Annotated in this window: 8 protein-coding genes and 1 pseudogene; 2 read left to right on the top strand and 7 right to left on the bottom strand. The window is 67.0% G+C overall.

Annotated elements, in window-relative coordinates; translation table 11 throughout:
• Positions 1-132: 132 nt before the first annotated feature.
• The 4 genes and pseudogenes from ACZ3HL_RS24355 to ACZ3HL_RS24340 form a co-directional block, all read right to left on the bottom strand.
• Positions 133-3,570, bottom strand: coding sequence for an HD domain-containing protein (locus tag ACZ3HL_RS24355; RefSeq protein ID WP_465534048.1), 3,438 nt, complete (start codon positions 3,568-3,570; stop codon positions 133-135).
• A 423-nt stretch (positions 3,571-3,993) separates the two neighbouring features.
• Positions 3,994-4,452, bottom strand: a pseudogene (locus ACZ3HL_RS24350) (S1 family peptidase); the annotation flags it as partial.
• Positions 4,453-4,496: 44 nt separating this feature from the next.
• Positions 4,497-4,841, bottom strand: coding sequence for a CU044_2847 family protein (locus ACZ3HL_RS24345; protein ID WP_465533906.1), 345 nt, complete (start codon positions 4,839-4,841; stop codon positions 4,497-4,499).
• Positions 4,842-5,136: 295 nt separating this feature from the next.
• Positions 5,137-10,692 carry a CHAT domain-containing protein gene (locus ACZ3HL_RS24340; RefSeq protein WP_465533904.1) on the bottom strand — a complete coding sequence of 1,852 codons (5,556 nt, stop codon included), beginning with the start codon at positions 10,690-10,692 and terminating at the stop codon, positions 5,137-5,139.
• A 198-nt stretch (positions 10,693-10,890) separates the two neighbouring features.
• Here ACZ3HL_RS24340 and ACZ3HL_RS24335 point away from each other — a divergent pair, with 198 nt between their 5' ends.
• Positions 10,891-11,280 (top strand): hypothetical protein, encoded by a 390-nt coding sequence (locus ACZ3HL_RS24335; RefSeq protein ID WP_465411250.1) that lies wholly within the window; start codon positions 10,891-10,893, stop codon positions 11,278-11,280.
• On the top strand, positions 11,277-12,089 hold the full coding sequence (locus tag ACZ3HL_RS24330) for a hypothetical protein (RefSeq protein WP_465533902.1): 813 nt from the start codon (positions 11,277-11,279) through the stop codon (positions 12,087-12,089). Before ACZ3HL_RS24335 ends, ACZ3HL_RS24330 begins: the two co-directional genes overlap by 4 nt.
• Before the next feature lie 166 nt (positions 12,090-12,255).
• On the opposite strand, the gene ACZ3HL_RS24325 is transcribed toward ACZ3HL_RS24330, so the two are convergent.
• From ACZ3HL_RS24325 to ACZ3HL_RS24315, 3 genes are all read right to left on the bottom strand, one after another.
• Positions 12,256-13,137 (bottom strand): SRPBCC domain-containing protein, encoded by an 882-nt coding sequence (locus tag ACZ3HL_RS24325; RefSeq protein ID WP_465533900.1) that lies wholly within the window; start codon positions 13,135-13,137, stop codon positions 12,256-12,258.
• A gap of 3 nt (positions 13,138-13,140) precedes the next feature.
• Positions 13,141-13,452: an ArsR/SmtB family transcription factor gene (locus ACZ3HL_RS24320; RefSeq protein ID WP_465533898.1), complete on the bottom strand. Its 312-nt coding sequence runs from the start codon at positions 13,450-13,452 to the stop codon at positions 13,141-13,143.
• Between the two features lie 514 nt (positions 13,453-13,966).
• Positions 13,967-22,279: a SpvB/TcaC N-terminal domain-containing protein gene (locus ACZ3HL_RS24315; RefSeq protein ID WP_465533896.1), complete on the bottom strand. Its 8,313-nt coding sequence runs from the start codon at positions 22,277-22,279 to the stop codon at positions 13,967-13,969.
• Positions 22,280-22,421: the final 142 nt, after the last annotated feature.

Below are 22,421 nucleotides of genomic sequence, written 5' to 3'. Positions count from 1 at the left end.
AACCCACCCTGACCAGAATCCTCCCGCAGCCCTCTTCGCCTGTGTTCAGTCCGGACCAGCGGGCAAGACACCAGGGGTTCATAGCACCGTCCCGGACGGCCGTCTGGACAGCGATGGCCAGCGGCGGTCCAGTCAGGCTGGTTCGCCGGGAATGACCTCAAGCACGGCAGCGATCGCCCGTAAAGCCTCGACCGCCGCAGCTATCTGCTCCGGCCGCCGCGCCTCCACGACGAGGTGGTTGCGAACCTCGTTCTCGGCCCCACCGCTCACCGTCACCGAGACGAGTACGAGATCCGTGGCATCCAGCACTCGCAAAAATTCCACGGTCAGAAGGCGCTGGTCGAGAGCGCGGACTTCGATGGTCGCGCGCGTTGTCGTCACCGTGTCCTGAGGCTTCCTGTCGAGAGCCTGCTTGATCTTGGTCTTGGCGCGGGGCGAGACCACCGAATTCAGCCAAGCACTGACCGGTTCGCCGCTGTCCGAGGTGACGACCTCCACGGTGTCACCGTCTTGAAGTCTCGTCTCCGGTGGAACCACCCGATCGTTTACCTTCGCACCGGCGTACCGGTGTCCGACCTCGGTGTGGATCGCGTACGCGAAATCGATCGTCGTCGCATCCTGCGGCAGCACGACGGTGTCACCCTTCGGGGTGAAGACATAGATCTCGTCGCGCGCGAGGTCACCACGCAAGGTGTCGAGGAACTCTCCCGGCTCGCCGACTTCTCTTTGCCAATCGAGCAACTGTCGCAGCCAGACCGAATCACCGGACATGGACCTGGCATCGGCGGCACCGTACTCCGCGTTCCGATGCATCTCGTGGGTCTGAAGCCGGATCTCCACCGGCCTGCCTCTTGGGCCGATAACGGTGGTGTGCAATGCCTGGTAGAGCCCGAATCGGGGAGACGCCACATAGTCGGACAGCTTGTCCTTGGGACTCCACAACGCGTGAACAACACCGAGCGCGGCATAGCAGTCGGAGACCGTTCTGACCAACAGCACACCCACCGAAATGTCACTGGTGTCGAACACGCCGTCATCACCACGATCCACGACCCGCTGGTGGATCTCGTGATACGTCCGGCGCCGTACCACGACCTTCGCCTTGATCTTCGCTTGTGCCAGGCTCTCGTTGAGGATTCCCGTGATCTCACTCCAAGCCTGATCGGTGATCGCCACCCGGTCGGCGACCGCGCGGACGATCTCGTCGAAACGTTTGGGCATGAGAATGGCGAACGAGAGATCCTCGAGTTCCATGGCGACGACGGTGATGCTCATCCGGCGGGCGAGCGGAACCAGGATTTCCAACGTCTCGCGGGCACGGCGCGCCTGCTGTTCGGCAGGCACATACCGGATGGTTCGCATAATGTGAAGTCGGTCGGCCAGTTTGAGCACCAGACCACGCGGGTCACGCGCCGAGGCGATCACCAGTTTGCGAATACTCTCGGCTTCCGTCGCGTGTCCTAGTAGATCACGGTCGAGTTCGGTGACGGCGTCCACCAGTTCGGCTATGTCGGGACCGAACATCCGATACACCTCGTCGAGGTCGCAGTCGGTGTGCTCGACCACGGCGTGCAGCAGTCCGGCGGCGACCGTATCCGTGTCCGATCCCATTTCGGCGAGGATCGTCGCGACCGCGAGTGGATGAGTGATGTACGGATCTCCGGTTACCCGGTATTGACCGCGGTGCTTCCGTTCGGCGAATTCGTACGCCTCTTGCAACAACACGAGATCGGCTCTCGGGTGAAGGGTGCGGTGGACGTCGACCAACGGCTCCAGCATGCGGTTCACGTGCGGATTCCGCGAGGTGATGCGGCGTGCCAACCTGGCACGCACCCTGGAGGTCGCCTTTACGGCCGGCTCCTCCATCAATTCCGCCAGGAGCTTCGCCCCACGCTCGTCGTATTCGGCCCATGCACGCGCCGCATCGATCCGGTACCCCTTCGCCACCATGGAGTCCTGGGCGATCGCGGCGAACAAGCCGGCGTCCGGTGAGACGGCGCCGAGCGCGTTCGCAGCCTGGAATCGGGTCCGGCCTTGTAATGCCGTGTCACCGGCGATGGTGCGCAGCAAGCGGCGCATCTCGGTATCCGCGGATTCAGCCAGGACACGCATGGCCCAAGGTGTGCGGGCGATATCGTCGTCGAGGGACTCGCTGTCGTCCCGCAGCGTGGCCGCCATCGTCGTCACAGCCCACAGCCGATGTGACTCCCTGATCGTGTACGCGGCCGCGATCCGGCGCAGCACCGGTATGGCTCGCGCCTGATCGACTTGCAGCAGCGCTTCCGCGGCCGACCGGCGAGTAAAGTCGTCAGCTTGGGGATCGGTCGCCACCGCGACGAGTCCGTTCGCGACTTCGGCTCGCAGCCGAGGCTCCAGCAATACGCCGTCGGTCACGAGAGAAGCGACGAAGCGGAGGTCGTCCGGGGTGCCTCTCCGGACCAGGTGTGCCAGCGCGCCGCCGAGGTCCCGCCGGCCTTGCCAGGCGGTGACGAGGAACCTGACATAGGACGGGCTGATGGGGGCCGCGTCCTGGCCAGGGTCGAAGATCGACCGGAACTCGCGGTCGCTGAGCTCTGGGTCACTGGCGACGAACCGGGCAGCCAGGTACTCCTCGACCGTTCGGTGGAGGAAGGCGAAATTGTCGCCGTGTTCAACCAGAACACCGTTGCGCCGCAGCATTTCGGCCAGCAGCGCAAGCCAGATCCGCTCAGGTACATGCACTGGACGCAACGCCGCGGTCCGCGCTCCCAACAGGTCGACCGACGTTGCGGTGTCCCCCTGCTGCCGTCGGAAAGCCAGGAACCCGATCAGCTCACCCGTCCGGACGAGCAGCGCCTCGCCCGCCCGTTCCGCTTCCTCGCCGTACGGCCCGAGGATGCCTTTGAGCTGTGAACGGATGCCACTGCCTGCTTGAAACTGACGTGAGTGCGCCATCTCGACGAACGCCTCGTAAAGGGAGCTGCGAGTGACCGGCATGACCGCGTCCGGGTCGTTGGCGAAGACCTGGCACAACATCGTCGCCACCAGCGGCGTCCTGGCCAGCTCCGCCAGCCCGACGTCCTTGATCCGGGTGACGAACTGCTGAGCTTTCTCCTCCGGATCCGCGACGTCGAGGTGGTGAAACCACCGTTCGGTGAACGTCTTGTACTGGTTCTCGTTGAACTCCAGCAGATGGAAGCCCGTCGGTCGCCAGTGGGCTTCGCCGAACACGTGAGGATGGGCCATAGGGCGGCTAGCCACGATGAACCGGTACAGGCCTTCGGGCATTTCGGCCCGCGAACCGGCGAGCTTGGTCAGGATGGCCCTGCGCTGCTCGTGGTTCATCACCTCATCCAGACCATCGACGAGGACGAGCCAGCAGCCACCGGGAACCGGTGGCTCGGCGAAGAACTCGGGCGGCCAGGATTGCCTCAACCCGATGGCACTGAGATCGGCACGGACACTGGCGGAGATGGCTTCCGGTAGAGGGGTCGAGGCGACGAGATCGCCGGCAAGGACGCGCACCGGAGCCACCGGAGTCTCACCGCGCAGCCAGCGGCCGACCAGGAAGGTGACCGCGGCACGCAGCAAGCTCGACTTTCCGGCGCCGGGCCCACCGATGAGCAGACTGTCGCCGGAGCGGTCGAACAGAACGCTGGCGGGCTGCCCGACCGCTGAGTCGTCGGACTGTCCGGTCAGGTTGTCCTCCGACAGCGCGTCCTGCTGGACGTATACCTCGGTCAGCGGAGGTGTCCGGCCACCGGCGATCGCGGGATAGGGATGCTGGCGGGCGGCGCGGGCAGCCGTGGTGAGGTAACCGAGCAGCTTCGGCCCGGCGACCGCCCAACCACCCGCACGGAGCTGCGCGTCGTCGAGATGCCGTAGCCAATGCTGATAGCTGAGCCAGATGGTCCCCTCGATGCGCCTGGCCTCGTCACACAGTCTGACGATCTTCGCGATCGGCAGCATATGCGCGCTGCCGGACTTGTCCGAGGTGCACAACATCCCGCACACCGCGCCGGTGCGGCGATTGACGACCGCGCTCCCGCTGAAGCCCGCGCCGACTGGGGTACCACGCAAACGGAGCACCGGGAGGTCGTCAGTCAGGTCTCGGCGTGATTCGCCCTCGTAATGGAAGGTGGCCGGCTGACCGGCGCGGAAGCCACTGGCCGGATGCCCGTACGCCCAGAGCTGGTCCCCGATGGAGATCGCGCTGTTCGGCAGCACGTGCCGCGAATCCGGGGGAACCGGGAAGCGAAGCAACGCGAGATCGAGACCCGCTGCCGACCGGTGATAGTCCTCCCGTCGCGGGACCAAGTCGTAGGACTGCCCCGACCACACCGAGACCACACTGACGAGCGGCGGCAGACTCTCGACGTCGTCGGCGAGCACATGCGCGCACGTCGCCACGACGCCAGGAGCGATGACGAAACCCGTACCCTGGTTGCCATTCTCGGGCACCCGCAACGCCATGGTGGCCTCACGGGTCAGTCGTTCCCAAGCCGGATGCCCGGAAACTAGGCCGTCGGCTTCGTCCACTCCAGCGCCACCTTAAAAGTCGACTTGGCACTGGCCTTGCCGATCACGGCGATGAACCGGCCAGACTCGACCGCGACCTCGCAGCCGAACTCGATGGTGATCTTGCCGGCATCGCTGGAACGCAACTTGGTACTCAACTCGCCCGCGAACGCGCTCAAGCCTCCGACCACGTCGTCCAGTGAGGGCCGCCTCGCGGCGATTTCACTTTCGTCCTCTGCCGCCGCCGGGGTGTCCAACTGCTTTACGGCGAGGTAGATCTTCTCGCCCGACACCGACAATGGAATCAGGACGTCGCCGCCCGAGTCGTTCTCAACGTGCCCCACTGGTCATCCCCTCGTGATGCGATCGGTGGTCCCGGACACAACTCTAGCGTCACTCACGGCAAGAAGTGGTCACGAACAGTATCAACCGGGTCAGTGGTCGAACGGAGTGCGAAGCCGTCGTGACGAGTTGGCTCTGTGTAACCGTTTTCTTCTGTGTCGCGGGTCGGCGGCCTTGTTGTCGAACGCGCTCTTCGCCACGGCATCGGTGAGCCTGGTGAAGTCGCGCCGTGCCGCAACCGCGGCCCGGCACAGACCCGCTCGTCCCGGATAGCGCAACGGTGCGGGCCGATGTCCTTCACGGTCCGAAGTGGACGTATGGGGCCCAGATGGCCGGGCTGCGGGGGGCCGAGTCGCGCAACGCGCGCACGGTGCGGTGGAGCAGGTGGGCGGTGTCGTCGAGACGTAGACCCGAAGGTCCGAGCAGTCCGGAGTACATCGTCTCGGTCACCTCGGCCGCGGTCCGGTCCGTGATGGTCCACAGGGTCGCGATCACCTGCCGGTAACCCGCGAGCTGGAGCGCCGCGGCGAGGTGGATGGCCTCGTCGGGCAGATTCGTGCCACCGATCGCCGTGCTGCAGGCCGACAGGTAGGCGAGTTCGGCGTGCTCGAGATCCAGTTCGGCGACCTCGAGCACGGTCAGTGGTTTGTCCCACAGGTAGAGGCTGCCGGTTGACGGTTGTTGCAGGTTTTGCCCGCCGTGGCAGGCGAAATGTGCGTAGGCGTGGGTGCGCAGGTCGGCGGTTGTCGCGGCGTGGGTGGCGGCGTCGGCGACACGCGACGTGCTGTTGAGGGAGGGCGCACGAGAAATGAACTCGGCTTCCGCCCGGGCGCCGGGCAGAGGGCACATGTCCGGGTTACCGGGAACCGGCGGGGTCTCCGGCATGCTGACCACGAGGATACGTCGGTCGGCGGGCTCGACCGCGCTCGCGGTGTTCGCCTTCGCCAGCGCGCGCAGTGTCGGCGTGTAGGACGACACCGCACGGTCGATCACCGTGCGTCCGGCGGGAGTGTCGGCCGGGTCGTGGTAACCGGCGGCGTGCAGCGGGAGCAGGGTCAATGATCCGGTCGGGCACCACCACAGTCGTGGCAACGGCTCATCGTGCGCGGTGTAGCCCAACCGGGTCAGCACCGGATCGGCGATGGTGTCCCACAACCATTCCAGGGTCGCGTGCACCGTTTGTTTGGCGCCGGTGGTGGCGAGGTCGCCGGGGCCCCCGGGGTTTTCCAGCAGCGTCAACGCCCGCAGGTATCCCTCTGCCTGTCGTCCGGCCTCCACGTACGACAGACCAGGCAGCGGGACGTGGTCGACGTCGCGGTCCCGGTGCACGATCAAGGCGTCACATCGGGCTTCGTCGACGTTGAGCAGGACGACGGGACCGTCGGGCAGGCCCTCGCGGAGGGTGGCCAGCGGCGGGATCCGCAGTAGGTATTCCAGTCCGGGCAAGGCGCGTGCTTCGGCAAGTAACCGGTCCCAGTCCTCGGCCAGCTTGATCCGGTCGGACTGCAGACGCTGGCTCGGGTCGCTCCATGGATCGGTCGTGGCGGCGGCCTCCGGAATGTCGGGCGCGGTGGTGGCCGCCAGCTTCGTCGCCACGGCGCGCAGGCGATCGTGCAACGCGAGGTCACGTTCCCGCAGCATCGACAGGTCGTCCTTGGTCTGCAGTGCCTGCGACCACAACACGGAGCGGCCCTGCTCGAGGAGTTCCACAGCACGGCTGGGGTCACCGGCCTCCAGTGCCGCGGCGGCGGCCGCCCTCGCCAGGCCTTCCCACATCGTCAGCCTGCGTTCGCGCGCGTCGCGTTCGATGCCGTGCCAGGCCACATGGGGCAGCAGCGCGACAGCGACGCCGAAGGCCTCCGTGGCGGAGGGCCAATCCCGGTGCCGGACGGCCGACTCGGCCCACAATCTGGCCGCGGCCGCCCGATACGTCGGCGCGGCCGCGGGAGATTCGACCGCCGCTCGGTAGGCGGCGACCGCGGCGTCGACGTCGCGCCGGCCTTCGACGCGCCTGCGCTCGTGCAGCCTTCCCAGCGTCACCCAGGCCACCGCGACTCGCGGGTCACCGGCGGTCATGCTGTCTATCGCCCGTCTGGCCGACTCGATCGATTCGGCCGCGTCCGCGTCGTCCCCACCGCGGTCGTACCGGGTGTGCAGCACGGTCGAGAGGCTGAGGACGCACAGCGGGTACATCGAGTGCGTGACGTCGGTGATCGCGATCGCCTCCCGGACGAGTGCGACGGCCCGGTCCAGTGCGTCCCGGCTCGGACGCCGGTCACGGCGGGTGCGCAGCAGTCCCGCCAGGTTCAGCAGGATCTCTCTCCGGTTCGGGTTCTGGGGCGTGCTGCGGTCCACCGCCTCGTTCAAGGCCGCGACCGCGGCGTCGAGGTCCGCGGTGTCCTGCTTTTCCAGGTACCGGATGTGCAGCGCGGTCCCGAGGTTCATCAGGCATATCGACACCGCCGGATGGTCCGCCGGCGCGGCCGCGACGGCCGATCGCCCGGCGTCCACGGCGGCGTCGAGGTCGGCGGCCGAGCCGAGCAGACCCGCCCGCGTGCGTAGCGCGTTGGACAGGTTGGTCAGCATGATGGGCCGCATGATGTGCCCGGGATGGGCGTCCTCCGCCGCCTCGAACAACGCGTCGATGGCGGCGTTGAGGTCGGAAACCGTTCCGGTCCGATCGAATCGGGACCACAGTGCCAGTCCCAGTGTCATCAGGTTGACCGCCGAGGCGACGTGCCAGTTGGGCGCGCGGGCGGCCTCGCGCCCCAGGTCGACGGCTGCGTCGAGGTCTTCGAGATCGCCGGTGGCCAGCGATCTGGTCAGCAGGCCGACGGCCAGTGCGGTGAACTGGGCACTCCGTTCGGCCGGTGTCCTGCCCGGCAGGGTCGTGGCGCGCTCCGCGGCCTCGATGGCCTCGTTCAGATCGGCGGACTCCGCCAGGATGCTGTACCGGCCACGCAGTGCGTGCGCCAGTTCGGACAACGCGTTCGCCGTTATCGCGTTGTTCGTGCCCGCGGCGGCCACCCCGCGGCGCAGTACCTCGATCGACTCGGTCAGCACCCCGGCGTCGCCGGTCCGCTCGAACCGCAGGGCCAGCAGGGTGCCCAGGGTGATCAGTGCGTACGCCCGGTTGGTCTCCTCGTCCTGGGTGCGGGAGATGATCTCCCTGCCGATCTCGATCGCTTCGGCGAGCAGAATCTCTTCTCCGGAGTTGAGAAAACGCAGGCGCAGCGTGCTCGCCAAGAAGATCCCGGCCGTGTTCCGGCCCGGGCTCGCCACGGGTAGCCCGTCAGCCGCGACCCGCAGCAATTCGCTCGCCTCGGCGAGCGCGGCCTGGTCGTTCGACCACTGCCCGTGAAGCGACAGCGCGATTCCCAGCATCATGCCGATTTGAACCTGCTGGTCGCGTGATCTGACCGACGCGAGGCTCGGGCGCAGCACCGCGATCGCCTCGTCCAGATCCGCGATCGAGGCCGTGGCCTGAAAACGGGCCCGGAGGGCATAGCCGAGATAGAACCGGAGCGTCGGCAGATCCGGACTGTCCGGCCGGGCCCGGCCGAGCACCGACCGCAGTGCGTCGATGGCCTCGGTGAGATCGGCGGAGTCGCGGGCCCATTCGTACCGATCGGTCTGGGCGGCCGCGACATTACCCGCCAGCAGCAACGCGTCGGGGTTTTCCCGCAGGGCTGCCTTCCCCCTGTCGATCGCCTCGGTCAGGGCGCTTCTGTCGCCGTGGCGAAAAAAGCGGATGCGAAGCACCTGGACGAGGTTGTTCACGAGCATGAGCCGGTTCGTCTCGGTCGCGTGTGCCAAAGCGGACCGCAAGGTCGTGACCGCCGCCTCCAGGTCCGCTTCGGCACCGGTGTTCTCGTAGCGGGATATGAGCGCGTTGCCCAGGGTGAGGGTGACTGACACCTTCGGAACGGCGCCGGGTGGTGTTGCCGCGTGGCAGGCTTCTATGGCTTCGGTCAGCTTCTCGGGGTCGCGCTCGGAGGTGGCTGTCGAGCTGAGGATCGCGGCAAGAACGCCGAGTATTCGATAGCGACTCGAGTCGCCGGAGCCGGTAGCGGCGAGCGCCGAGCGGATCAGCCGGGTCGCCGTCTCGCTGTCGGCGGGCTCGCCCCTGGCGTCGAAGCGTTGCAGATGCGCCAACGCGGTGTCCGCCTGCAGGTCGGGCAGTCGGGGGTCGTCCGCGGGAAGGGACTCGACGACCCGGCACAACGCGGCGACGGACTCGTCGAGGTCGGCGGGATCCGGATTCCGGCTGTACCTGAGGCTGAGTGCGTCCGCGAGCGCGGACAAACACTGCGTCAACGCGGAGGCGTCGGGGGCCAGCGGCACCGTCGCCCGCAGCGTCTCGATCCGTTCGTCGAGGTTCGTGGCCTGGCCGGTGCGCAGGAAGCGCCACCGCAGCAGTTCCGCCAGCTGCCAGAGCTGCTGGCCGCGAATCACCGTGTCATCGGGGATGCCCTGCGCGGCCGCTCTCGTTGTCTCGATGGCTTCGTCGAGCTGACCGTCATCGATCTCGCCGTCGGTGTCCGCCAGCTTGACCGCCTCGTACAGCACCATCGACAGGGCCGTGAGCATCGGCGTCCGGCCGAGCGGACCGCCTGCGCCGGCCGTCTTCGCCTCACGAAGGACGTCCACGGCTTCCCGGAGGACCTCCTGACCACCGGATGCCCGGTACTGGCGGCGAAGTGCCTCACCGAGGGACAGCAGCGCGGTCCCCCGAAGCGGGCTGTCCGCGGGCAGAGCCGCCAAGGTCGCTCTTGCCGCCCGTGTCACCTCGGCATGGCCCGCGTCATCAGCTCGGAGCACGGTCGCCAGCGTGGCCTCGACCGCCCACCTCAGCGGGTGGCCTTCTCCAACGGCCGCGTCGGCCTCCCTGGCCAGGGCGACGGCTTCGGCCAGATCGGCCTTGTCGGGACCATCAGGTGTGTCGAACGCCGAGGCGTACGAGAACCGGGTCTGAAGCGAGCTTGCGAGGTTGAGCAGCGCGGGGACATGCGACTCGCAGCCCTCGGGGAGGTTCCCCAACGCCTCCCGCAGGTACCGGACACTTTCCGCGATGTCGGTGACATCGCCCGTACGGACGAACCTGACCCGCAGGGCACTGCCTCGCAACAGGAGTGCTTCACCGAATGCCGGGTCGTCCGAAGCGCAGCTTGCGAGGACTTCCCGGGTCACCTCGACGTACTCTTCGACCACGGCGAGCGGACCGCCGATATTGCAATGGGTCTCCAATGCCAAGGCGAGCTGCGACAGACAGGCGACGCGGTCCGGGTCACCGGACGGCAGAGACGACGCCACATCGCGCAGGAGCACCGTGCTGTCGGTGAGATCCCGTTCCCGCCCTCGGATGCCGAACCGGGTATGCAGAGCGACCCCGAGCGGAAACCGGACCGCCGAAGCGATCGGGTGCTCGGCCGACCCGAGTGCCGCGCGGCCCGCCGCGACGGCATCGTCCAGATCCGCCTCGGCTGCCGTCCATTCGAAGCGCTGGTTCAGCAGCGTCATCAGGTTGAACAGGTGCGCCGGACGGTCGACCTCACCGCCGGCGTCGACGGCGGCTCGGCATGCGGCTATCCCCAGGTCTGTCAGGACGGGATCCGCGGCCGTCAGAGCGGCGTCGGTGATCACCGACGCGTAGAACGGACCGAGTTGCGCGGGTGTCAATCCCGGATATCGGTTTTCCCGAAGCCAGCTGAGCACCGGTGGTGGCACCACACCGGGGAAGGATTCGGCAAGCGGGGCGAACAGTTCCGTACAGATCTGGATGTCAGGCCCGATACCGCCCGGCGGGAGGGCGCAATGCCGCAGCCAGTGCAGCATTCCGAGTTCTCGAAGCATCTCGGGGGGCAAACTGGTACCGATGGCGGGCACGACCAAGCGAGCGGCGTCTGCCACGGCCTCGGGTGTGGTGACCTCGTCGGATTCGTTTGTTTCCAGGCAACGTCGGATGCGTTCCAAGAGCGAGATGCCCACTCCTCCCCTCGTCACCCACTACGGTGCGGTAGACGATTCAGGATGGCACAAGGAAGGGGCGAAGTGACGGCCTTCGACGAGGGACAAGCGCTCGTTCTGTGGTGCACCGCCATGCCGGATCTGCGCCAGGCCGCCATCGCCGGCCGGTGGACCGACCGGCTGGAACGCACCGCCTCCCGCGTGCGCGCGGGTGGTTCGGCGTTGGACGCGTGCCGGCAGTTCGACCTGCTCGACGCCGAGTCGGCGGAGCCGACCAGGAACGCGGGCGCTCCCGACCGCATGCCCGTATATCCCAGCACGCGGAGCCCTCGCCTGCCACGGACCGGACGCGGCGAGTACAGCTGCCCGCGCAGGTTGTGCATGCGCCACGACCATCGGGACGACAACGGGCACCCGCCCGTCTGTGCCTTGTTCGACAACGAGCCGATGCTGCCGACGGGCGCGACGCCGTGAACCCCTTCTTATCGTCTCTGAGCGGCAAGCTCGCCGAGCGATGGGTCGCGACCCTCGTGCTACCGGGGGCGCTGTTCATCGCCGCGGCGGTGTGCGCGGTCCGACTGGGCCACCGTTCCGCGTTCGACCTTGTCTCGGTGACCGGCTGGATCGTGCGGGAGACACCACGCCTGCCGGTCGCGGCGGCGGTCTTCCTGCTGGCCGGTGCCACGGCGACGGCCATGGCCGCGCAGGCGGTCGGCAGCCTGGCCGAGGCGGTCTGGACCAGACCGTGGCGCGGGCCTGCTGCCTGGCTCGCACGGGGGTTGGTGGCCTTACGCGGCAGGCTCTTCGATCGAGCGGCGGCCAGGGCGGGGGTGGACCCGGTATCCGCCTACCGTCCACGGCATCCGGCCTGGATCGGCGAGCGGTTCCGGCTGCTGAACGCCCGGATCGCCGGGCAGTACCACGGACTCGATCTGGGCTTGGTGTGGCCGCGTATGTGGTTACTGGTCCCGGAAACGGTTCGCACTCCGGTGCAGGCGGCCGAATCCCAGTTCAGGTCGGCCACCAGGCTCGTCGGCTGGGGCGTGCTGTACCTCGGCCTCGGGATCTATTGGTATCCCGCGGCGCTGGCCGGAATCGGCACCATCGCGGTGGGGTGGAGCCGGGCCCGATCCACCACCGCGACGCTCACCACGTTGATCGAAGGCACGGTCGACACCCATCTCGACACGATCGTCACCGCTCTCGGCCACACCATGCCGGCCGCGGGCTTCACCGGCGATCTTGCCCGCCGGATCAACGACCGGCTGGCCAAGGGCGACTGACCACCGCCGAACGGTCTCGGCCCAAGGCCCACGGCCCGGGTAATTGTCCATATTGGACGGACATGGCGGCGGGAGGCGTCACCACATTGTCCGGAAACGGTCTGCGCGGATGCCGATCAGCGGTGTCGGCGTGGGTCGGCTTGCGATGGTTCGGCAGGCCGGGTGGTCACTGGTCGGCGTAGCGCTTGGCGAGCTCCTCCTCTCGGGCGGCGGGCCAGGGGCAGCGGATGTCGCCCTGGGTGGCGGCGAAGAAGAGTTCCATGTGCACGTGCCAGGCGGCGAGGGCTTCGGGGCCGTGTGCGTTTTCCTGGAAAAGGGTCACGGTGGTGCCCTGCAGGTGTTCGTGGTGGAACTCCCAGCGCACGACGCCTTGTGGAATGCCGTCCTGGAGCCACTCGTACTCCAGCAGGCGGGGTGCTTCGGAGCGGGTGAGCCTGCCCGGGGTGATGCCGGGGTGGGCGGCGCGGGTGGGAACGGTGTCGGTGGCGCCTTCGGTGAGGAGGGCCCAGACGTCGTCGAGCGGGGTCCAGACGAGGTCGCGGGCGAAGTGGATGCCATCGGGGTTGTCGGTGCCCTCGTCGAGGCCGAACTTCGCGATGTAGTGCTCGATGCGCGAGAGCCATTCGGTGGGTGGCTCGAACTCGGCACCATCGGCGCGGGCGACCAGGGCGTCCAGGCAGGTGGTCCAGCCGGGGACGTCGCGGCCGACGGAGAGCTTCGACGAGACCACGGCGGTGAACACCAGCAGGCAGCCGTCGGCCCGCGGGAGGATCTCGAAGCGCAGCACGTCGTTCGCCCAGCGGAAGGCGAAGACCTTCGGCGGGTCGGACTCGAGCAGTTCGCCCTCGCCGCCGTCGGCGTCGACCGGGGCGGCGTCCGGGAAGGTGAAGCGCAGGGTGCGGCCGTCGATCGTGACCTCGGCCGGGAACCAGTGCTTCATCTCGGCCGGTTCGGTGACCACCCGCCAAACCTTCTCCGGCGAGTGCCGCAACCGGCGCTCGAAGCGCAGCACGGGCTTGCCCTCGATCATCTGCAGTTCCGCGTCCACGGGTCAGTCCCCTTCGTTCTCGTCGAGTCGGCGTTCGAGCGCGTCCAGGCTCTTCTCCCACATCGCGCGGTAGGGCGCGAGCCAGGCCTCGACCTCCGCCAGCGGGCGCGGGTCGACGCGGTACCAGCGGCGTTGGGCGTCCGTGCGGACCTCGACCAGACCGGCCTCGCGCAGCACCTTGAGGTGCTTCGACACGGTCGGCTGGGTCAGCGTCAGCCGGTCGACGAGGTCGCCGACCGGCTGCTCGCGTTCACGCAGCAGGTCGAGGATCTCCCGGCGACTCGGATCCGCCAGCACGGCGAAGGTAGATGCCATGACAGCAATATAGCCGAAGTGGCATATTCGTGCACGATGCGCCCGTCAAGCGAACTCGACGCGACGGTTCAGTTGTTCAGGTGGATGGCCACCTCCGTGGGCAGTGCGGCCGGCAGCCCGCAGTGGGTGTCGTCGAATCCGGTGCCATCGGCAAGACGCTGCCGACGCGGGCGACGTTCGGGGAATGTCGAGACTGCCCAGGCGGGGATCGGAGGCCGTGCGGCCAGGCGCGCTGATGAGGTTGTCGTGGAGCATGAGCAAGTCGACGCAGCTCCCGTAGTGGCGCAGGATGGTCGCCGTGCCGGAGGGGGGCGCACCACTGACCGGTGGTGGCCGCGAACGTATCGCCGCGTGTGCCGGCATAGGTTGCGGGACTGACCGGGGCGGGCCATAGGACGCTGGCGCCGTCGAGCATCTACACCTCAGGCGATTCGGCCGCCGATGCTCGAGTAAACCAAAGGGCCAGGCTGGCGCACCCCGTTAATGGGCGCACCAGCCTGGCCGAAGTCAACGGCTAAGCCTTTGGTCCCGTCCATACGAGTGGACTGTTTCCATTTTCCGGATCGATCATCATGACCGTTCTTCCCATTTCGACCGCAGCCTTGACCGCGCCACTGAGTGCCGAGTAGTCCGTATAGACACCTCTACCGCCGGGGAGTATTTTGACGAACTGCTCGTGACTGAATCCCTTGCCGATGGTTCGGCCTATCCAGTTGTTGTGCAAGTCCATCAATCCCCGATTGTCGGCGTTGCCCTCTTCCATCTCGTGAGCGTCCGTGAACTTCTTCGCATCCGCCTCACCGAAATACACTGTCAGCAGGGCACTCCAGTACGCATGCTGAAATGCGTTGCCAATTGCTCCGTCCTGTGTCGCATCTTCACCATTGCCATATTCATACGATTCGCCGAAAAGTGCCTTCGTAGTGTTTATGGCCTCAAAGTAGATCTCAACATATCTACCCTTCTTTTCGATAGACAACCCCTCGATCAAGGCATTTTCCGCAACGGTAACCGGGACTTTGTAGTAGGTCGTTTTCGGTGGCCCGTTGAGTAGCGGAAACTCTTCCCTGAACTGGTGATTGATTCTGGTCATCTCAGTGTCGTCGAGTGGCCCGACTCCCGGGGTGCGCTCGGAAGGACTCTTCCCGGTGGGGTCGGTGAGGATGACCGGGTTGTTGTGGACGTAGGTGTGGGTGGCCAAGTTGCGGGGGTTGGTGATGCCGCCCGCGACGTTGGAGTCCAGGTAGTCGGGCAGCGCTGGGTCCGCGCTCGCCCAGAGTTGCGTTCTCGGGTTGTAGTAGCGAGCACCGTGGTAATAGAGGCCGGTCTCTTCGTCGAGTTCCTTGCCGGTGAACTTGTACGGCGTTTCGCTCTGGCCTGCCTGCTCCTCCACCCAGGTTTCCCCGAACGGCATGTACTCGAGGTGTTCGGTGACGTTGCCTTGTCTGTCGGTGACGTACCCGGAGGAGCCGAGGTGGTCGGCGTGGAAGTAGGACTGGGTGTTTTCGGGGTCGCCGGCCGCGACGGTCTTGGTGGTGAGGCGGCTGTCGCCGATGAAGATGTGTTTGAAGCCGGTCCCGTTACGTTCGCTGTAGCCACGGTTGGGGTAGAGCGACAGGCCGTCGCCCTGTTTGATGACGCGTTCGCCTGCCGCGTCGTAGGTGTAGCCGACGGTGGCGTCCTGGCAGCCTGCCGGGGTTTGCGGGACTGTCGCCGTGGCGGTGTCCTGGTTGCAGGCGAGCCGGTTCTCCTCGTCCCAGACGTACTGGCGTCGTTTGCCGTCCGAGGCGGTGTTCACCGTGTCGGTGAGGTTTCCGCTCGCGTCGTAGGCATGGGTGATCGGGCCGACCATGCTCGGTGCGTGGGGTTTCCCGCTTCCGTAGTCGTACTTGTAGTCGTAGCTCTTGGCGGTATCGATCGGTCCGGTGGACAGCGGACCGGGCGACGCCGGGCTCCCTCCGCCGCCACCGACCGGCGACACAGGACCGGACCCGCGGTTCAGCGCCGCCGCCTGAGTGGTCGTGCCGGTGATCTCGTGGTGCTGGGTCTTGCCGGTGGTGTTGTGGATGGAGTCGTAACTCAGTGCCAGGGTGTACTTGTCTTGCTGGTTGCTCTTGGTCGTGTACTGGCCGCTGGCGGAGGTGAGCTGGTACAGGTCGTCGTAGCCGAAGGTCTGGCTGCTCGGACCGCCGATCGTCGGGTTCTGTGCCGTGCTGTTGGTCAGCTTCGTGATGTTGCCGACGTTGTCGTAGGTGTAGCCGAGGTTCTGGAACTCGGTGGCACCCGGCGTCTTCGACTTCAGAGTGGCGAGCCTGCGGTCGGCCTGGTCGTAGGTGTAGGTGGTACGCACCCCGTTACCGGCCTGCTGCAGCACCTTCTGGCCGAACTTGTCGTAGTCGAGGCGACCGAGGTAGACGTAGCCGGTTCCGTTCTTGGCTCCGGTGGCGCGGGTGACCTGGCCGCCGGTGTCGTAGTCGTAGCGGAGCAGCTCGCCGTCCGGGTAGGTCATCTGCAGTACACGGTTGAAGGCGTCGAAGCGCCAGCCGGTGGTGTAGCCGCGGTCCGCCTGCCCGGCGATCTTGATGGTGCGGGTTTCCCGGGTGGTCTCGCCCAGCGGGCCGTAACCACGGGTGAGGGTCCCGGCCGCATCGCGGATCTCGGTGATCCGCCCGGCGGCGTTGTCCGGCGCGCCAGGTGCGCCATAGGTGTAGGTGGCGTTGTTGGCCGGGAAGGTCGGGTAACGAACCGCGGTGAGGCGGCCGTGGTCGTAGTCGTACTCGATCTGCTTGCCGCCGGCGGTGATCTTCGCCGTCGGGTTGCCCGCCAGGTCGAACCGCGTCTCGCTGCGGCCCGCATCGGGGCTGTCGAGCACCGTCCGGCGGCCGAGGGTGTCGTATTCGGAGCGGGTGGTGTTGTTCTTGTCGTCCACCACGGTGGTGATCCGCCCGAGCGCGTCGTAGCCGTAGCTGGTCCAGATCACCGGTTGTCCCCCGGCCGGGTTGAACTCCTTGACCGCGGTTGTCTTCTCGCGCAGATCGGCGTAGCTGCGCTTCTGTTTGCCGTTGCCGTCCGTCGCGATCGTTTCGAACCGGGCGACGCCGGCGCGGTCGGGTCCGAATCCATAGGCCATGGCGGTCGTGACGTCGTCCGGTGCGACCGTCTTGACCGGCCGGTCCAGCACGTCGAACGAGGTGCGGGTGGGCGCCACGGTGTCGAAGGCGGCATTGAACGTGGTGTTGTCGTCACCCTTGGGCTCGGTCACGGGGTGATACTGCTCCACCACGCGGCCGGCGAAATCGACCTTGGTTCGACCGGAGACGGTCATGACCTGGTCGGGGGTGTCACCGGGATTGTTCGCGACTGACGCGTCCTTCTTCGTCTGCAGAACGCGTTTGAGACCGTCGGTGAAGGTGACGGTGTCGATGGTGTCCTCACGGACACCTGTGGCATCACGGTCGAGGTGACGCGTGGTGGCGTACGGAACGGCGGCTTCGGGGTGATAGTCGAAGTCGATCGTGACCTTGCCCGACCCGATCTCGTACGGTCCGGTGACGGTGTCCAGCCGGCCCACGCTGTCGTAACCGCACAGCACCTGTTGGCCGTTCTGGTCGGTGGTGCGGTCCGGTCGCCCGTACTTGAGGTTGTGCGTCGCGCCCGACCGCAGCCCGAAGCTGTCCACAATAGACTCGACGTGGACGCCGACAAGCGTGTCGTAGCCGTACTCCAGGCGGTACCGCTGACCTGACTTGCCTGCCGGTTTGGTGACCGCTTTCAGGTTCCCGTCCGGGTAGTACTCCAGGTCGGTGTCGGCCGAGGTGGTGTCGGTGAGGTACGCGCGGACCTGCCGTACCGCACCGGTCACACAGTCCACTGTGGATTCGCTGTGCCGCGACAGGCCGGCGCCGCCGCGCTGTTCGAGCAGATTCGCGGTACCGACCAGGTTGCGTGCCCGGCAAGCCGGGTCGGACGCGGTGTAGCCGTAGGTGGTCTCCACGTCGTCGGCGACGCCTTCGTCGGCCGCGTCGAACGAGCGGATCAAGTTGCCGAAGTCGTCGTACGACATTTCGGTGTAGGTTGACTTGCCGGGTTTCTCGGCACCTTCGTAAAAGCGTTTGTCCACCCGGGACAGTGCTGCGAACACGCTGCCCGGTGCGGTGTCGCGGAGCTGATAGGTGTTGACGGTTTCGGTGAACGGCCGTCCCGCACCGTCGGCGCTGAGAGTGCGAGCGAGCAATCCGCGGGTATACGGACCGTCGGTGCGGTATTCGTCGGTGGTCGAGCGATAGAGCGCCTCGGCGGCGCCAGGGTCACGTTGTTCGGTGACGACCTTGCCGAAGCCGTGGAACTCGCGTTCGAGCCGGTCGTACTTCCCTTGTTCGTAGCGATAGGTGGTGAGCTGGGTGTCGGCTCCGTCACCGCGATGACCGTCGGACACACTGGTGCGGGACAGCACCCAGCGGGACTCTGGCGTCGCCTGCGTGTTACCGGTACGGGTGTAGTCCAGATCGATCTTCCCACCCAACGGCCGCGTCACCGTGCGGAGCAGGTTCGTGCGGCCGGTTTTGTTGACCGCGACCAGCAGCTCGTTGTCCCGGGTGGATTTGACATGGTCGGCCAGGCCGTCGCCGTTGACGTCACGCAGGCCGATCTCGGCACGGCTGATGCTCGTGGAGGCGTTGACGCCGGGGTTGAACACGAATGTGCCGACCGGGGTGGGGACTGGGAACGTGAAGTAGACGCCCGCTCCGAGGGTGGCGTTCTTGTCGACGGCGATGTCGGTGAACCCGCCGCGGAACGGTGTGGGCGCGGTGAAGCCGGTGCCGGTGTTGATGGCCACCTTGATGGGGTTGGCGCCATCGGTGAAGACACGGTCGGTGAGACCGTCGCCGTTGACGTCGAGCATGCTCGCGTTGGTGAAAGAAGTGCCCAGTTCGGCGGACAGTCCCCCGGCGAAGCCGTAGTTGTCGACGTTGAAACCGAGGTTGACGCCGAGGTTGCGGGTGGAGGCGTCGTTGATCGGTCCCGCTGACCAGGGCTCCCTGGCGGCGAAGCTGTAGCCGAGGTTGAGCTGGGCGTCGCCGTTGGCGAAGACCTTGTCCGGCAGACCGTCGCCGTTGATGTCGACGAGGTCGACGCGGGTGTCGGACTCGCCGCCGCCGAGGCTGCCACCGATCCCGAGTGCCGGTTGGACCGGGCCGGAGGTGGCGGTGTTGTTGCTGCTGCCGGCCTCCGGAGCGGCCAGGCCCTGCGCACTGGCCAGTGTCGCGGCCTCACTGCCGGCGGAGTAGGACACGTTGCCGGACAAGGTGTCGGACTCGCGGACGTTGCCACCGAGCGTGCCGCGTCGAGCGCCTAGCCCGCCGTTCATGTCGGTGAATTGGATCTCCTTGGCGCCGACGACATCGGGAAAGCGGTCACCGTTGAGGTCGACATAGTCGACGGAACCCGCGGTGATCCCGCCGACGACCGTGCCCCCGAACGGACCGGCGGACAACGTGCCGGAAACCTGACCGGTCACGCCGCGGCGCATCACGGTGCGGTCACCGGCGACATCGGCGTCGGTGACCACGTCGATGGTGTCCGCGCCGAGCCGGGAACTGGTCGCCATGGTGGAGGTGAACCAGGACGACTCGTCCTGCGCGGCCCAGCCGCCTTTGGCCGGGTTCGGAGCGAAGATCGCCAGCCGAGGCATGGTGATCCGGGGGTTCGCGGCGAACCCCGCGATGTCGGCTTCCTTGGGTTCCCGGGGAAGGGCGTCCTTGAAGCTCTGGTCGATCGCGAGTTCGGCCTGCTTGATGGGCTGGGTGGCGCGGTCGCGGTTGGCCTGGTAGCCGATCACACCCCAGCCGCGGTAGGGCTGCGGGAACGCACCCTGCTGAGCGGAGCCGTGTGCCGCGCTCGGCGCCGGGCTGAACGTCGGCCATGGGGAAGAGAGGTCGTAGGTGACCTTCGCGGACTGTTCGGCGATCAAGCCGAACAGGTAGGGATCCGTTGTGGAGTGGTCGAAATACAGCTCGTCGCCCTCGGTGACCGGGACGACCACGTCCAGGTCCTGGCCGGGCGAGCCGTACTGCCCGTTGACGATGTCGACGACCCGCTTCCCCAGCAGTTGCCCCCCGCGTTTCTTGACGGTGAACGCGATCTTGGTCGCTCCGGGGAAGCCGAAGTTGAGCTTCACACCCGGCCGGACCCTCAGCTTGCCGGTCTTGGTCACCTTGTAGGTCTGCTGCGGCGCCTTGAGGGTATCCGCGGGATACATGTCCAAGTCGAACGGCGGGCTGATCACCAGGCTCGGCTGGCCCTTGTCGTCGACCAGCGACTCCACCCCCGGCGCCTCCGTGTAGTGCGCCTTCGGCACCCAGGACACCGCGGAAACGTCGATCGGGGAGTCGGTCTTGATATGCCACGACATCTTCTCGAACTGGCTGACCGGGAGGCTCATGTCGATCGTGGTGGTCCCGGTCGACCCGGCGGGCAGGACCTTGCGGAACACCTCCGCCGGAGCGTGCACCCCGTTGCCCTTCGTGATCACCACGGCCACGTCGTCCGAGGTCACCTTGCTCTTGACCACGTCGCCGGTCAGCCGGAGCTTGCCGGTCACCGGCACCATCACCTGCGACGAGCGGCCGCCGAGCGTGAAGTCCGCGGACGCACGGAAGACCGTGCTGGCCAACCCGTTCACGTCCGTACCGGCCGCCAGGTCGGTGTAGGTGATCGTCGGATCCCATGCCACCGTGTCGTACTTTCCGTCCAGAATGGACTGTGTACGGAAGTAGAGCGCGTCGCCCTTCTTCACCGCGACCGCGGACACATTGGCCGGGGTGAACTCCGTGTGGTCGTCCGGGCCGATTCGTTGCGCCCAGAGTTCGGTGTCCTTGGCCTGGATGGTGACCCGCACACCGTCGGCTTTGGTGTACGCGGCTCGCGCGGGCGAGGGGTCCACGGTCAGCTGCACCCGGCCGTCGACCCGGACGGTGCCGTCGAACGGCGCGACCCAGCGGCGTACCGAGTCCAGCAGCGGCGAGTTGTCGACCTGCTGGTTGAACTGCGCTGTCTGGTCACCGACGATCTCGCCGGTTACCGCCCCGCCGCCGACCGGCACCGGGGTGCGGGTGGAATCGGCGCTGTAGGCGGGCTGCCCGTTGGCGTCCAGGTAGCCGAACAGCACACCGCCGTTGTTGACCAGGTCGGTGAGGCCGTCACCGTTGACGTCGCTGAAGAACCGGTCCGACGTGGTCGTGGTCCCGATGAAGTCCAGCTGCGCGGCGACAGTGAGGACGAACGCCTCGACACCGATCGTGCCCGACAACGTCCGTTCGGTGGAGATCCCCGGGAGGTCGCGCAACCTGACCGGCGGGTCACCGAACTTCGGTTCACCCCCCGGCGTGCTCAGATTGGGGCGGTAGTACACGTCGTTGTTCTTGCGGAAAACCTTGTCCGGCAGGTTGTCGCCGTTCACGTCCACCAGCGCCGACAGGCCATCGGACTGGCCGGCGTTGAACCCGACCTTCAGCCCGACGCCACCCTGCTTGACCGGTAGCCCCTGCACGTTGTAGCCGGCGAACAAGTGCGCGCCGAACCCGACGGAGGTGTTCGCCGAGATCGCACTCGCCTCACCTTCACGGATGTTCACGCCCAGGTCGTCATCCGGGACCGACCACCCGGCGGCGCCGGCGAACCCGGTGTAGTTGCCCGCCTGGTCACGCACCTCGTCGAAGTAGTCGAACGAGTGGGTGTTGAACAGCTTGTCGTCCTCGCCGAACTGCGACACCGAGGCGAGGAGGGTTTTCGCGTAGGCACCGGTTCGGTAGTTCAGTTCGTAGGCACGGATCAGCTGGTCGTCCAGCTTGACCTCGACCCGCCGCAGCAGGTCCGCGGTCACCTTCTTGAATCCGCCACGAGCGTCGATCTGCACGTCGCCACGGCGGGGCTCACCCCTGTCTCGGTCGCGCAGGAACGTCACCGAATACCGGCCCTCGGCGTCGCCGTTTCCGGTGTAGGTGATCCGCCGCGGATACAGCGCACTGCCCGGCACCGTCGACTTCTCGGTGCCGCCGTCTTCCACCCTGGCGTAGTGGTAGCGCATCACGTTGTCGTTGGTGTCGCGGACCTCGCGCGCCGCCCACGTCGCCACGTGGCCCGCGGCATCGGTCAGGGTGGTGTTCTCGGCCCCGCCGAACACCGTGCGCGTGCCCGCCTTGTCGGTGACCTCCCACCAGTAGTTGGCGGGTTTGTCCCCGTGTCGCACGATCCGGTCGAACCGGCTCTCCACGCGGGCGTGGAACACCTTCTCCGCCGACCTCTTTCGCAACTCGCCCCGATGGGCGACCGGGGTGAGCTGCTCACCGTTCAGGAGATAGGTCTCGGTCTCCAGAGCCGCGTCATACCGCGGTACCCCCCAGCGGGTGTCGACCGTGAGCGTCGGCATGGCGACGTCCCACCCGACACCCAGCCAGCCGTTCGCGCCTCCCGAGCTGTACGCCACCGCCAGCTTCGGCTCCAGACCCGCCCGTCCCTTGGGCACCTCGAGCGGGTAGGACATCCGCGCATCGCCGGAGTTGTTCGCCGACGGTGGCGCGATCAGGTTCACCCCGGCCCCCGGATCGGCGGCCTTGATGTCCTTGATCCGATTCGGATCGAACGCCGTCCCCTCGGGATGCTCCGGCACGGTCACCGCGCCATCCGCACTTGACGCCTGCCCCGCCGCACGCAGCAAGGCGGGCGGGCCCGCACTCGGGACCACCATCGCCACCAAAGCCAGGAACAACAGCACCACCACGGCCTTGTGGCGATGACGAACCGGACGAGCCCACACGAAGGCAGACATGCCCCCGACCCCCTCTGGATGAATGAATTCGGCTACCTGGACCCGGCAATCCCTGTCGCACAGGGGATCGAGCGGTGACACGTGTAACGAAAGACGTTCGATCGAACAGTCGAAACGAACTAGTGCGTTCGGACGAACTCCT

The sequence above is a fragment of the Amycolatopsis sp. NPDC000009 genome (assembly GCF_055563465.1).
Note: the sequence above shows the minus strand (reverse complement) of the source record. Positions and strands in the feature narration are given on the sequence as shown.

Excerpts from the sequence above, each read along its gene's own strand:
- ACZ3HL_RS24340 (WP_465533904.1), bottom strand. The coding sequence starts at position 10,692 with ATGCTTCGAGAACTCGGAATGCTGCACTGGCTGCGGCATTGCGCCCTC.
- ACZ3HL_RS24320 (WP_465533898.1), bottom strand. The coding sequence starts at position 13,452 with ATGGCATCTACCTTCGCCGTGCTGGCGGATCCGAGTCGCCGGGAGATC.
- ACZ3HL_RS24315 (WP_465533896.1), bottom strand. The coding sequence starts at position 22,279 with ATGTCTGCCTTCGTGTGGGCTCGTCCGGTTCGTCATCGCCACAAGGCC.